The sequence below is a fragment of the Thioclava atlantica genome (assembly GCF_000737065.1).
Lineage (GTDB): Bacteria > Pseudomonadota > Alphaproteobacteria > Rhodobacterales > Rhodobacteraceae > Thioclava > Thioclava atlantica.
In genome coordinates, this window is record NZ_AQRC01000017.1 from 41,816 (window position 1) to 54,922 (window position 13,107).

The 13,107-nt window shown below is 67.9% G+C and carries 12 protein-coding genes; 9 read left to right on the forward strand and 3 right to left on the reverse strand.

Annotated elements, in window-relative coordinates:
* Positions 1 to 56: 56 nt before the first annotated feature.
* Together DW2_RS17155 and DW2_RS17160 are read left to right on the forward strand one after the other, a co-directional pair.
* Entirely contained in the window at positions 57 to 2,831 is a 2,775-nt protein-coding gene (locus DW2_RS17155) for a [protein-PII] uridylyltransferase family protein (RefSeq protein ID WP_038148433.1), read from the forward strand.
* A gap of 15 nt (positions 2,832 to 2,846) precedes the next feature.
* Positions 2,847 to 3,113, forward strand: a complete 267-nt coding sequence (locus DW2_RS17160) for a hypothetical protein (protein WP_038148506.1) — start codon at positions 2,847 to 2,849, stop codon at positions 3,111 to 3,113.
* Here the strand turns inward: DW2_RS17160 and eda are convergent.
* Positions 3,110 to 3,751 (reverse strand): bifunctional 4-hydroxy-2-oxoglutarate aldolase/2-dehydro-3-deoxy-phosphogluconate aldolase, encoded by a 642-nt coding sequence (gene eda / locus DW2_RS17165; protein WP_038148434.1) that lies wholly within the window; start codon positions 3,749 to 3,751, stop codon positions 3,110 to 3,112. The two genes, DW2_RS17160 and eda, sit on opposite strands and share 4 nt — an antisense overlap.
* Before the next feature lie 133 nt (positions 3,752 to 3,884).
* Positions 3,885 to 5,690, reverse strand: coding sequence for a phosphogluconate dehydratase (gene edd / locus DW2_RS17170; protein WP_038148435.1), 1,806 nt, complete (start codon positions 5,688 to 5,690; stop codon positions 3,885 to 3,887).
* 213 nt (positions 5,691 to 5,903) lie between these two features.
* Here edd and DW2_RS17175 point away from each other — a divergent pair, with 213 nt between their 5' ends.
* From DW2_RS17175 to DW2_RS17205, 7 genes are all read left to right on the forward strand, one after another.
* Positions 5,904 to 7,097 (forward strand): RSP_2647 family RNA methyltransferase, encoded by a 1,194-nt coding sequence (locus DW2_RS17175; RefSeq protein WP_038148438.1) that lies wholly within the window; start codon positions 5,904 to 5,906, stop codon positions 7,095 to 7,097.
* Positions 7,097 to 7,642, forward strand: coding sequence for an RSP_2648 family PIN domain-containing protein (locus tag DW2_RS17180; RefSeq protein WP_038148443.1), 546 nt, complete (start codon positions 7,097 to 7,099; stop codon positions 7,640 to 7,642). The genes DW2_RS17175 and DW2_RS17180 overlap by 1 nt, the downstream gene beginning before the upstream one ends.
* Positions 7,643 to 7,839: 197 nt before the next feature.
* Positions 7,840 to 8,334, forward strand: coding sequence for a DUF2478 domain-containing protein (locus DW2_RS17185; protein WP_038148445.1), 495 nt, complete (start codon positions 7,840 to 7,842; stop codon positions 8,332 to 8,334).
* 108 nt (positions 8,335 to 8,442) lie between these two features.
* On the forward strand, positions 8,443 to 9,900 hold the full coding sequence (gene zwf / locus DW2_RS17190) for a glucose-6-phosphate dehydrogenase (protein ID WP_038148447.1): 1,458 nt from the start codon (positions 8,443 to 8,445) through the stop codon (positions 9,898 to 9,900).
* Positions 9,897 to 10,568 carry a 6-phosphogluconolactonase gene (gene pgl, locus DW2_RS17195; protein ID WP_038148452.1) on the forward strand — a complete coding sequence of 224 codons (672 nt, stop codon included), beginning with the start codon at positions 9,897 to 9,899 and terminating at the stop codon, positions 10,566 to 10,568. Before zwf ends, pgl begins: the two co-directional genes overlap by 4 nt.
* A 1-nt stretch (position 10,569) precedes the next feature.
* Entirely contained in the window at positions 10,570 to 12,177 is a 1,608-nt protein-coding gene (gene pgi, locus DW2_RS17200; RefSeq protein ID WP_038148454.1) for a glucose-6-phosphate isomerase, read from the forward strand.
* A gap of 80 nt (positions 12,178 to 12,257) precedes the next feature.
* Positions 12,258 to 12,578 (forward strand): hypothetical protein, encoded by a 321-nt coding sequence (locus DW2_RS17205; protein WP_038148455.1) that lies wholly within the window; start codon positions 12,258 to 12,260, stop codon positions 12,576 to 12,578.
* Here the strand turns inward: DW2_RS17205 and DW2_RS17210 are convergent.
* Positions 12,575 to 12,988 (reverse strand): DUF1489 family protein, encoded by a 414-nt coding sequence (locus tag DW2_RS17210; protein WP_038148456.1) that lies wholly within the window; start codon positions 12,986 to 12,988, stop codon positions 12,575 to 12,577. The two genes, DW2_RS17205 and DW2_RS17210, sit on opposite strands and share 4 nt — an antisense overlap.
* Positions 12,989 to 13,107: the final 119 nt, after the last annotated feature.

Consider the following 13,107-nt stretch of genomic DNA (forward strand, 5'->3'; position numbering starts at 1 on the left):
GGGGGACGTGTCCAATCGCCATTGACCCTTGCCGCAGGCGGGGTAACGATGCGCCCATGCCCTTCGTGTCCCGCCTGAACCGCTGTCCGATCCCGTTCGAACCCGAAAGGGGGAGCGAAGCCCGCGCGCGCTTCTCCGACTTCGCTCCGGAACTGGGCGAGCTGATCGCCGGGGCGGCCGGATGCAGCCCATATCTGAAGGGGCTCATCGAGTCTGAGGAGGACTGGCTGCGCGCGGCGCTCGCGATCCATCCCGAAGCTGCGCTGGCCGAGGAATTCGCGCGGCTCGCGCCGGTTCCGGTCGCCGAACTTCCCTCGGAGCTGCGCCGCGCCAAGCGCCGGGTGGCCCTTCTCGCGGGGCTGGCCGATCTGGGGGGCGTCTGGTGCCTCGAAGAGGTGACCGGCGCGCTGACCCGGCTTGCCGATCTGGCGGTCGATCTGGCGCTCAAGCGGCTCGTGGGCGAGGAGATCCGGCGCGGAAAGATCCCCGGCGCGGGCGAGGGAGATGCCGAGACGGCGGCTGGGATGGTGGCGCTGGCGATGGGCAAGATGGGGGCAGGGGAGCTCAACTACTCCTCGGATATCGACCTGATCTGCCTGTTCGACGAGCAGCGATACGATGCGGGCGACCGGATGGAGGCGCGCGCGGCACTGATCCGGGCGACGCGGAAAATGGCGGCGATGCTCAACGACCGGACCGCGGAGGGCTATGTCTTCCGCACCGATCTGCGGCTGCGTCCCGATGCAAGCGTGACCCCGGTCTGCATCTCGATGGGGGCGGCGGAGCTCTATTACGAGGCCGAGGGGCGCACGTGGGAGCGGGCCGCCTATATCAAGGCGCGGCCCTGCGCAGGCGATCTCGCGGCCGGCGAGCGGTTTCTCGAGACGTTGCGCCCCTTCGTCTGGCGCAAGCATCTCGATTTCGCGGCGATCCAGGACGCGTATGACATGCGGCTGCGGATCCGCGAGCACAAGGGCCTGCACGGCCCGATCGAGGTGCGCGGCCACGATATCAAGCTCGGGCAGGGCGGCATCCGCGAGATCGAGTTCTTCACCCAGACCCGCCAGCTGATCGCCGGGGGGCGCGACGAATCCTTGCGCGATCGCACCACCGTGGGCGGGCTGCGCGCGCTCGCGGCAAAGAAATGGGTCCCGGGCGAGGTGACCGAGGAACTCATCGCCCATTACCGCGAACATCGCGAGATCGAACACCGGGTGCAAATGGTCAACGACGCGCAGACCCAGCGGCTGCCGGGCAACGAAGAGGGGATCGCGCGTATCGCCGCGATGATGGGCGAGGGCGATCCCGCACGGTGGTCCGAGCGGTTGCGCGACCGGCTCGAGCGCGTCGAGAGCCTCACCGAGGCGTTCTTCTCCCCCGACGAGGCGGCGGAGCGCCCCGAGCTCTCGGAAGCCGCGCGCGCCATCGTCGAGGGCTGGAGCGGATACCCGGCGCTGCGTTCGGAGCGGGGGCGCGCGATCTTCGCACGGCTCGAGCCGGAATTGCTGCGGCGGATGGCGCGGGCGGCGAATATGGAAGAGGCGCTTGCCCAGTTCGACGGCTTCCTGCGCGGCCTGCCCGCCGGGGTGCAGATCTTCTCGCTCTTCGAGGCGAACCCGCAACTGATCGACCTGATCGTGGATATCTGCGCGACCGCGCCGGCGCTCGCGAGCTATCTCTCGCGCCATTCCGGTGTGCTCGACGCGGTGCTGGGCGGCAGTTTCTTCGCGCCTTGGCCGGGGCGCGCGCAGCTTGCGGCGGATCTCGAACGGGTTCTGGCGCAGGCGCCCGATTACGAGGCCGCGCTCGATGCGGCGCGCCGCTGGGCCAAGGAGTGGAAATTCCGCGTCGGCGTGCATCACCTGCGCGGGCTTGTCGAGGCGGCCGAGGCGGCGGGTCAATATGCCGACGTGGCGGGGGCGGTTCTGGCCGCGCTCTGGCCGGTGGTGCAATCCGAATTCGCGCGCCGGTACGGCCCGTGCCCCGGCAATGGCGCGGTGGTTCTGGGGATGGGGAGCCTTGGCGCCGAGCGGCTCAACGCGCAATCCGATCTCGATCTCATCGTGATCTACGATGCTGCCGGACAGGACTGGTCCGAGGGCAGGAAACCCCTGGCGGCAAGGGCCTATTACGCGAAGCTCACGCAAGCCCTGATCACGGCGCTGTCGGCGCCGATGCCGGAGGGCACGCTGTTCGAGGTCGACATGCGCCTGCGTCCGTCGGGACGGCAGGGACCGGTTGCCACCTCGATCCAGAGTTTCGAGAGCTACCAGATGGAGGAGGCCTGGACCTGGGAGCATCTCGCGCTGACCCGCGCCCGGTCCGTCGCGGGAAGCCCGGATCTCGCCGCGCGCGTCGAGGAGATCCGGCACAGGGTGCTGAGCTGTAAAGGGCGCGATCCGAAGGTGCTTCCGGATCTGGCCCAGATGCGGGCGCGGATCTTCGCCGCCAAGGCGCCCGATGCCGAATGGGAGGCCAAGATCGGGCCCGGGCGGTTGCAGGATATCGAATTGCTGGCGCAGAGTTTCGCGCTGCGCGAAGGCGCGCCTGCGCGCAGGGTCGAAGCGCAGTTGCGGATCGGGCCTCGGGCGGGATATGTGACCCGCGATGAAGGCGAGCGTCTCGCCTCCGCCTATCGGTTCCTGTGGCGTCTGCAGGCGGGGGGGCGGCTCCTCAGCGACAAGCCGCTCGACATGGCGGCGATCGGCGAGGGGGGGCGGGCCTTCCTTCTGCGCGAGACCGGGCTCGACAGTCTCGAGGCGCTGGCCGCGCGGCTGAGCGAGGCGACGACCGATGTCGCCGCGATCGTGGATCGGGTTCTGGAGGGCTGAATGGGGCGCAAGCTGATGGATCTGGGTGAGGCCGATCCGAAAGGGCTGATCCGGGAGAGCTACCGGATCGACGGGATCGGCGACGCCGAATGCCGGTCGATCTTCATGGATTGGGCGCTGAGCCTGCATCCCGGGCTCGATCCCAAGGAGGCCATGCGCACCGTGCTGGTCGCCTATCAGGGGCAATCCGAACACCCGATGACACGGGTGCTCGGGGAGGGTCTGACCCGCGAGAGCCGCCCGCCGGCGCGGCGCGGCGGGGCGCGCGGGCGCCGGTCCTAGCGCGGCAAGGCGGCGGCTTCGCGGGCGAGCGCCTCGATGCCGTCCCAGTCGCCCGCCTGCACCATCGCATCGGGCGCGACCCAGGAGCCGCCCGCGCAGAGGACGTTCGGCAGGCTCAGATAGTCATCGGCATTCTTCATGCTGACCCCGCCCGTCGGGCAGAACGAAACCTGCGGGATCGGCGCACCGATCGCCCTGAGCGCAGGGGCGCCGCCCGAGGCTTCGGCGGGGAAAAATTTCAGCACGTCATAGCCGATCTCGTAGAGCTTCATCACTTCCGAGGCGGTGGCGGCCCCGGGCAGGAGCGGCAGCCCCTCGTCCTCGCAGGCCTTGACCAGTCGCTCGGTCGCACCCGGCGAGACGCCGAATTTCGCACCTGCCGCCTTCGCGGCCTTCACGTCGGCGGGCGTCAGCAGGGTGCCCGCGCCGACCACGCCGCCCTCGACTTCGGCCATCGCGCGGATCGCGTCGAGCGCGCAGGGCGTGCGCAGCGTGACCTCGAGCGCGGGCAAGCCGCCCGCGACCAGCGCTTTCGCGAGCGGGGCGGCATGGGCCACGTCCTTGACCACGATCACCGGCACGATCGGCGCGAGCTGGCAGACCTTGCGGGTGGCCTGGGATTGTTCGGAAGGCGTCATTGGCTCTCTCCTGTCTCGGATCGCCGCAGGGGCGGGAATGGCGGAATGCGCCGCAGGGGATGTCTCGGTAAAGTCGAAGGTCATGCAGTCTCGACTTCGACTCCGCTCGAATATCCCCCGCGGAGGCAATGGATCAGAGGACCACGGAGGCCCCGGCGGTGGACGGGCCGACATGGGTGCGGAAGGCGCCGAAAAGCTCGCGGCCGAGGCCGAACTGGTTGCCGCTCAGATCGGGTTGGACGGGTGCGCGGCTCTCGAACCCCTCGGTGAGGCAGACAAGCTCGCCCGACTGCGCGTCGAGCCGGACGATATCGCCGTCCTGGAGTTTCGCGAGCGGCCCGCCATCGGCGGCCTCGGGCGAGACATGGATCGCCGCAGGCACCTTGCCCGACGCCCCCGACATCCGGCCATCGGTGACGAGCGCCACTTTCAGCCCGCGATCCTGGAGCACCGAAAGGGTCGGGGTGAGCGAGTGCAGCTCGGGCATCCCGTTGGCTTTCGGCCCCTGGAAGCGGACGACCACGACGGTGTCTTGGGTGAACTCGCCTCGCTTGAAGGCCTCCTTGACCTCGGACTGATCCTGGAACACCCGGCACGGCGCCTCGATCTGGCGGCGCTCTTCGGCCACCGCGGAGACCTTGATCACGCCGCGCCCGAGATTGCCCTCGAGCTGCTTGAGGCCGCCGGTCTTCTGGAACGGGTCGGCGGGCTTGCGCAGGATCTTGTCGTTCTGGCTCTCTTCGGGGCCCTCGACCCAGGTGAGACCGTCCTCGGTGATCTTCGGCTCCTGCGTGTAGCGCTGGAGGCCGTCGCCGGCGATGGTCTTGGCATCCTCATGCAGCAAGCCCGCCTTCAGGAGGTGCCGGATCATGAATTGCAGCCCGCCCGCGGCATGGAAATGGTTCACGTCGGCCAGGCCGTTCGGATAGACCTTCGCCATGAGCGGCACGACCGAGGAGACCTCGTCGAAATCCTCCAGATCGAGCACGATCCCGGCCGCGCGCGCCATCGCGGGCAGGTGCAGGATATGGTTGGTCGAGCCGCCCGTCGCCATCAATCCGACCAGCCCGTTCACGAAGGCTTTCTCGTCGAGGATCTCGGAGGCCGGACGATACTCGTTGCCAAGCGCGGTGATCTCGGCGGCGCGTTTCGCGCCCGCCACGGTCAGCGCCTCGCGCAGCGGCGTGTTCGGGTTCACGAAGGAACTGCCGGGCAGGTGCAGCCCCATGAATTCCATCAGCATCTGGTTGGTGTTCGCGGTGCCGTAGAAAGTGCAGGTGCCCGGCCCGTGATAGGAGGCCATCTCGGCTTCCATCAGCTTGTCGCGGCCGATCTCGCCCAGGGCGAATTGCTGGCGCACGCGCGCCTTCTCGTCATTGGGCAGACCCGTGGTCATCGGGCCCGCGGGGATGAAGATGGCCGGGATGTGACCGAAGGTCGCCGCGGCCATGATCAGCCCCGGCACGATCTTGTCGCATACGCCCATATAGAGCGCCGCGTCGAACGTGTTGTGCGACAGCGCCACCGCCGCCGCCATCGCGATCACGTCGCGCGAGAACAGCGACAGTTCCATCCCAGGCTGGCCCTGCGTGACCCCGTCGCACATGGCCGGCACGCCGCCCGCGACCTGCGCGGTCGCTCCCACGTCGCGCAGCGCCGCCTTGATGAGTTGCGGGAAGGTCTCGTAGGGCTGGTGGGCCGAGAGCATGTCGTTATAGGCGGTGACGATCCCGATATTCGGGGCGCGGCCGGTGGCGAGCGCCTCCTTGTCCTCGCCCATCGCCGCATAGGCATGGGCCTGGTTGCCGCAGCTCAGATGCGCGCGGGAGGGCCCGTTCTCCGCCGCCGCACGCATGCGGGCGAGGTAATCGGCGCGCGGTCCTTCCGAGCGGGCGCGGATCCGGTCGGTCACACGGGCGATCGTGGCATCGAGTGTCATCGGCTGGGCCTTTCCTTGCTATCAGTCCGTCGCGGGTCGCAGCCCCTGGGCTGCCATTGCGGGGAGGTTGCCCGTCTTCTACTCCGTTAGCGCTAACGTGGCAACCCGGAAACCCACGCGAATATCTGGGCCGCGGCGCCCGATCGGCAAGGATCGGGCTTTCGCGGGCGGGCGCGAGCGGATAGAGAGGCGCCCGAGAGCAAGGAGTGCATCATGTCCGAAACCCGCCCCGTCATCCGCCTGCGTCCCAAGGCCGAGGCCCGCGCGATCCGCCACGGGTTCCCCTGGGTCTATGCCGATGAGCTGGTGACGGACCGGCGCACGAAAGCGCTGGCGTCCGGCACGATCGCGACGCTCGAGGATGCCGAGCGCCGCCCGCTCGCCACCGTGACGGTGAACCCGAATTCGAAGATCATCGCGCGGGTGATGGAGCGCGATCCGCAGGCCACAATCGACCGCGACTGGATCGCGGCCAAGCTGTCGCGCGCGCTGGAGATGCGCGCGCGGCTCTTCGAGGCCCCCTTCTACCGGCTTGTCCATGCCGAGGCCGATGGCCTGCCGGGGGTGATCATCGACCGGTTCGGCGATGCGGCGGTGATCCAGCCCAACGCCGCCTGGTCCGAGGCGATGATCGGGGAGATCGAGGGCGCGCTCGCCGAGGTGACGGGCGTCACCACGATCATCAAGAACGGCTCGGGGCGCGCGCGCAGTCTCGAGGGCCTGGCCGAGGAAACCCTGACCCTGCGCGGCGGTGTCGACGCGCCGATCGAAGTGCCGATGAACGGCGCGATCTATCTGGCCGACCTGATGGGCGGGCAGAAGACGGGGCTCTTCTACGATCAGCGCCCGAACCACGCCTTCGCGGCGCGGCTTGCCGAGGGGGCGCGGGTGCTCGACCTCTTCTCGCATGTGGGCGGTTTTGCCCTGGCGGCGCTCGCGGGCGGTGCGCGCGAGGCGCTCGCGGTCGATGCCTCCGCTCCGGCGCTCGATCTCGCCGCGCGCGGGGCCGCGGCGATGGGCGCGGCGGATCGGTTCGCGACCCGGCAGGGCGACGCCTTCGACGCGCTCGAAGCGTTGGGCCGGGAGGGTGCGCGCTTCGATCTGGCGATCTGCGACCCGCCGGCCTTCGCCCCGGCGAAACCCGCGCTTCAGGCCGGGTTGCGCGCCTATGAGCGGATCGCGCGCATGGCCGCGCCCCTGGTGGCGCCGGGTGGATATCTGGTGCTTTGCTCGTGCTCGCATGCGGCCGACCTCGCGCAGTTCCGCGCCGCCTGCACCCGCGGGATCGGCAAGGCGGGGCGGGCCGCGCAGTTGATCCATACCGGTTTTGCCGGGCCCGACCACCCGATGCTGCCGCAGCTCGCCGAATCGGGCTACCTGAAATCGCTGTTCTTCCGGCTGGACTGATGCAGAAGGTCTTGCTCGACGCCTGCGTGCTCTATCCCACGGTGCTGCGCGAGATCCTGATCGGCGCAGCGAAGGCGGGGCTCTACCGCCCGCTCTGGTCGGCGCGGCTGCTCGAGGAATGGGCGCGGGCCGCGGCCCGGACCGGGCCTGCCGACGAGGCGATCGCACGCGGCGAGATCGCGCTTCTGCGCGCGGCTTTCCCAAGAGCCGAGGTGCCGCCGCAGCCGGGGATCGAGGCGCGCCTCGTCCTGCCTGACCCGAACGATATTCACGTGCTCGCGGCCGCGATCGCGGGTTCGGCCGATGCGATCCTGACCTTCAACGCCAGCGATTTTCCGCGTGGCACGCTTGCCGGAGAGGGGCTGGAACGGCGCGATCCCGACGGTTTCCTCTGGCAGCTTCTTTCCGAACATCCCGCCGAAATGCGTGCGGTCGTCGAAGCGGTGCGCACAGAGGCCGAGCGTCTCTCGGGAGAGCCGCAGCCGATCCGACCGCTGATGAAGCGCGCCCGCCTGCCGCGTTTCGGCAAGGCGCTGGCCGGGTAGGGGCTCCGCCCCCGTCTCCCTTGCGGGAGCCTCCCCCGGGATATTTTCGTCAAGAGGAAGTCAGAGGGCGTTTCCTTCCTCTTGATCCAAATATCCCGGGGGTGAGCGCGTCCGCGCGAGGGGGCAGCGCCCCCTTTGCGGCCTCGCCGCCTAGGAGCCGTCTTGACCCCGGCGCAAAGCCCCGCCATTGAACTTGTATGCTTGGCTTCATCACCTGCACCGAAAAAGGGGCGGCAGATCGCCTTCTCGCCCGCTTCGCCGACCGGCTGGTCGCGGCGGGGCGGCCCGTGGTGGGCATGGTGCGGGCGGATGTGCCCCAGCGGTTCGACTGCGAGATGCATCTGCGGCTTCTGCCCGATCTGGGCGTGCGCTCGATCTCCCAGGCTCTTGGCACTGAGGCCGAGGCCTGTTCTCTCGATGCGGGCGCGCTCGAAGAGGTGGTCGCGCAGGTGAACCGGGCGCTCGACATGGCGGAGCCGGGAACGGTCGTGATCCTCAACAAGTTCGGCAAGCAGGAGGCCGCGGGGCGCGGCTGTCGTGACCTGATCGCGCGGGCGCTCGAAACCGGGCTGCCGGTGCTGATTTCGGTGCCGCCCGAGACGCGCGCGGAGTTCGATGCTTTCTCGGCGGGTTTGGGCGAGGAGCTCGCGCCGGAAATGGATGCGCTCGAAAGCTTCGTCGCGGGCCTATAGGGAAGGCCGCGATCCTTTGCCTTGAGGGCCGGCAGCGCTAGACTTCGGGAGCGAAGCGGATTAGAAGACGCTCGTTAGCGCTAACGGACCTCAACAACGGAGCATCCCATGGTATCGCGCGTCATTCCGGTGGATCAGTTCGATCTGGTCATTTTCGGTGCCACCGGCGATCTCGCCAATCGCAAGATCCTGCCCGGTCTCTATCGCCGCTATTGCGCCGGACAGATTCCCGAAGGCTCGAAGATCATCGGGGCGGCGCGGACCGAGATGAGCGCCGACGAGTTCCGCGACCAGACGCGGGCGGCGATCGCCGAACATGCCGGCCCGATGGCCGATGACAAGAAAGCCGTCACGGCCTTCCTCGAGATCCTCGAATATGTCGCGATCGACGCGAAAGGGGACGGTGGCTGGGATACGCTCAAGTCGCTCGTTCGCACCGAGGCCGTCAATGCCTTCTACTTCTCGGTCGCGCCCGCGCTTTTCGGCGATCTGGCCGAGCGGCTGCACACGCGCGGCATCGCGGGACCCGATGCGCGCATCGTGGTCGAGAAACCCTTCGGGCGTGATCTTGCCTCGGCGCGTGCCCTCAATGCGACGCTCGCGGAGTATTTCGACGAGACGCAGATCTACCGGATCGACCATTACCTCGGGAAGGAGACGGTGCAGAACCTGATGGCGGTGCGCTTTGCCAACATCCTGTTCGAGCCGCTCTGGAACAGCCAGTTCATCGATCATGTCCAGATCACCGTGGCCGAGACCGTCGGCGTGGGCGGGCGCGGGTCGTATTACGACAAGTCCGGCGCGATGCGGGACATGGTGCAGAACCACATGATGCAGCTTCTGTGCCTTATCGCGATGGAGCCGCCCTATCACTTCGATCCCGACGCGGTACGCGACGAGAAGCTCAAGGTGATCCGCGCGCTCCAGCCGGTCGCACCCGCCGATATCGTGCGCGGCCAGTATCTCGCGAGCAAGGATGCGCCGGGTTACCTGGAGGATTCCGAAGACCCGGAGTCGACGACCGAGAGCTATATCGCGCTGAAATGCCATGTCGCGAACTGGCGCTGGACGGATACGCCCTTCTACCTGCGCACCGGCAAGCGCTTGCGGGCCCGTACCTCCGAGATCGCGATCACCTTCAAGGCGCCGCCGCATTCGATCTTCGACGAGGCCGAGGGCGAATGGCGCGAGAACGTGCTGGTGATCCGGCTGCAACCGAATGAGGGGATGAACCTCAAGGTGATGATCAAGGAACCGGGGCCGGGCGGGATGCGTCTCGTCCAGGTGCCGCTCGACATGTCCTTCGCCGAGGCGCTCGGGCCGGAGGGGGCGGATATCACCGATGCCTATGAGCGCCTGATCATGGATGTGATCCGCGGCAACCAGACCCTGTTCATGCGCGGCGACGAGGTCGAGGCGGCCTGGGCCTGGACTGATCCGGTCATCGAGGGCTGGGAAAAGCGGGGCGACCGGCCGCAACCCTATGACAGCGGCTCCTCGGGCCCCGATGACGCCCTGATGCTGATGCATCGCGATGGCCGCCGCTGGAGGGATATCCGCGAATGAACTTCACGACCTACCCTGACCGCGAGGCGCTGATGATGGGCCTCGCCGACCGTATCGCAAGCGAATTGCGCGCCGCGATCCGCAGCGATGGGCGCGCGACGCTTTCGGTTCCGGGCGGAACCACGCCGGGTCCGATTTTCGACATCCTCTCCGATCTCGATCTCGAATGGGACAAGGTCGCGGTGCTGCTTAATGACGAGCGCTGGGTGCCAGAAAGCTCCGAGCGGTCGAACACGCGGCTGATCCGGGAGCGGTTGCTGACCGGCCGCGCGGCGAAAGCGAAGCTGGTGCCGCTCTATTGCGAGGCGCCGCGCCCCGAGGACAAGATGGATGAGCTGGCCGAGGGGATCGCGCCGCATCTGCCGATTTCGGTCCTGCTGCTGGGGATGGGCGGGGACATGCATACGGCAAGCCTCTTTCCCGGCGCCGACCGGCTCGCGGAGGCGCTCTCCGAAGCCGCGCCGATCCTGCTGCCGATGCGCGCCGAAGCGGCTGGCGAGCCGCGCATCACCCTCTCGGCACCGGTGCTGCGCGATGCGATGCACACGCATATCCTGATCACGGGCGCCGAGAAACGCGCCGCGATCGAAGCGGCCGAGAGCCTCCCCGTCGAGCAGGCGCCGGTGCGCGCCGTTCTGAAAAATGCGACCGTTCACTGGGCCGAATGACATGACGATCTGGCAAGACCTTCTCGAGAAATCCACCGCTGTGAAATCCCGCCCCCTTGCGGAATTGTTCGAAAACGACAAGCGAGCCGCCGAGTTCACCCGGGAATTCGGGCCATTCCTGTTCGATTTCTCCAAGACCAATATCGACGCTGCAACATTGGAGATGCTCGTCGACCTGGCGCGCGAGCGGGATGTCGCGGGCCGCGCCGAGGCGATGTTCTCCGGCGAGAAGATCAACGACACCGAGCATCGGGCGGTTCTTCACACGGCGCTGCGCAATCTCGAAGCCGAGATCCGCGTCGACGGCCAGGACGTGATGACCGAGGTGCGCGCGACCCATGAGCGCATGGTCGCTTTCGCCCGCGACGTCCGCGACGGCCGTTTCACGGGGCAGGGGGGCAAGATCACCGATATCGTCAATATCGGTATCGGCGGCTCCGATCTCGGGCCCGCGATGGCGGTGCTCGCGCTCGCGCCCTATCATGACGGGCCGCGCTGCCATTTCGTCTCCAACGTGGATGGTGCGCATATCCACGATACGCTTGAAGATCTGAACCCGGAAACGACGCTGGTGATCGTGGCCTCGAAGACCTTCACCACGATCGAGACCATGACCAATGCCGAGACCGCCAAGCGCTGGATGGCGCAGAAGGTTTCCAACCCGGCGGCGCAATTCGCCGCGCTCTCGACCTCGGCCGAGAAGACCGCCGCCTTCGGGATCGACCCCGCGCGGGTCTTCGGCTTTGCCGATTGGGTCGGCGGACGTTACTCGATGTGGGGGCCGATCGGGCTGTCGCTGATGATCGCGATCGGACCCGAGGATTTCGCGGATTTCCTCAAGGGCGCGGCCGAGATGGATGCCCATTTCCGCTCTGCCGATTATGCCGAGAACCTGCCCGTCCTGCTCGCGCTTGTCGGGGTCTGGCACAACCAGTTCTGCGATTGCGCGACCCGCGCGGTGCTGCCCTACGATCAGCGGCTCGCCCGTCTGCCCGCCTATCTCCAGCAGCTCGAGATGGAGAGCAACGGCAAGCGCGTGAGCATGGATGGCAAGGATCTGGCGGTGAATTCGGGCCCTGTCGTCTGGGGTGAGCCCGGCACGAACGGCCAGCACGCCTTCTACCAGCTGATCCATCAGGGAACGCGGGTTGTCCCGTGCGAATTCATGGTGGCCGCCGAGGGGCACGAGCCCGATCTGGCCCATCAGCATCTTCTCCTCGTCGCCAATTGCCTTGCCCAGTCCGAAGCGCTGATGCGCGGTCGCTCGCTCGAAGAGGCGACCGCGATCATGCGCAAGAAAGGGTTCGAGGGGGCGGAGCTCGACCGGCAGGCGCGCCACCGGGTCTTCCCCGGATCGCGGCCCTCGACCACGCTGCTCTACCCGAAGCTCACCCCGGCGGTTCTGGGCGGGATCATCGCGCTCTACGAGCACCGCGTCTTCGTCGAAGGGGTGATCCTCGGGGTCAACAGCTTCGACCAGTGGGGCGTGGAACTGGGCAAGGAGCTGGCCCTCGCGCTCGGCCCGGTGCTCGAAGGCAGCGATAGCGGCGCGGAGCTGGACGGCTCCACCCGCCAGCTCGTCGCCCGCATCCGGAACCTCTGGGGCTGACGTCCCGCGATCGTGACGGAACGCTCTCCCGCATTCGCAGGTTTTCGTGTCGAAACGTGTGAGTGCGAAGGAGGTTTGCGATGATCGAGAAGATGGACAACGCCCCTGGCGGGATCACCGGCTTCGAGGTTTCGGGCACCGTTCTGGCGCATGACGTGACCGAGGCGCTCCGGGTCGTCGCGCCGAGCGATCGCCTTCTGGTGCAGGTCGCGCCGCGCTTCGATGGGTACATGGCCGAACTGGTCGGGGGCATGCGCCGGGCCTGCCGCGACGGTCAGGCGGAGCGCTGTGCGCTGATCGTGCCCAAGGACATGCGCTCCGAAGCGACGATGCAGGGCGAGGGCGACGGGTTTCGCGTCTTCACCGCCCGAGACGAAGCCGAGCGCTGGCTCGCAGCTTAACGCAGGCCGATCTCGGAGAGCGCCACCGCGAGTTCGCGCGGCAGGGTCTCTTCGCGGCCGCGACCCTTCGGCAGGTCGCGCGGGGCGTCTTCGTGCTTGAGGTAGCGCCAGCCCTGGAAGGGGCGGCGGGTGAGCGCTTCGGTGCGCACGACGTCGCGGTCGAGAACGATGGCGCAGCGCGCGATCCCGTCAGCGCCCATCACCTCGTCGAGCGCGAGCACCCTCTGGCGCGCCAGCACCGCCCCCTTGAAAACCCAGTAGAGCGAGCCGCCTTCGAGGATTTCCGGTGCGCGTTTGGGCCACATCCGCGTGACATGCATCGCCGGGCCCGCGCCGTAGCGGCTCGCCTGCCATGCGATGAGATCCTCGACCTTCTCGGCGCCTACGCAAAGTTTGATGAGATGAATCATGCCGACCCCCGCTCTTTTCCCTAGGTAGGGGCTGCCTCCCGCGGCGGCAACCGGGTAAATGGCGTCTGGCCAGAGCCTGCCGCCTTATGTATAGTGGTTGTCCGCCTCCGGCGCACAAT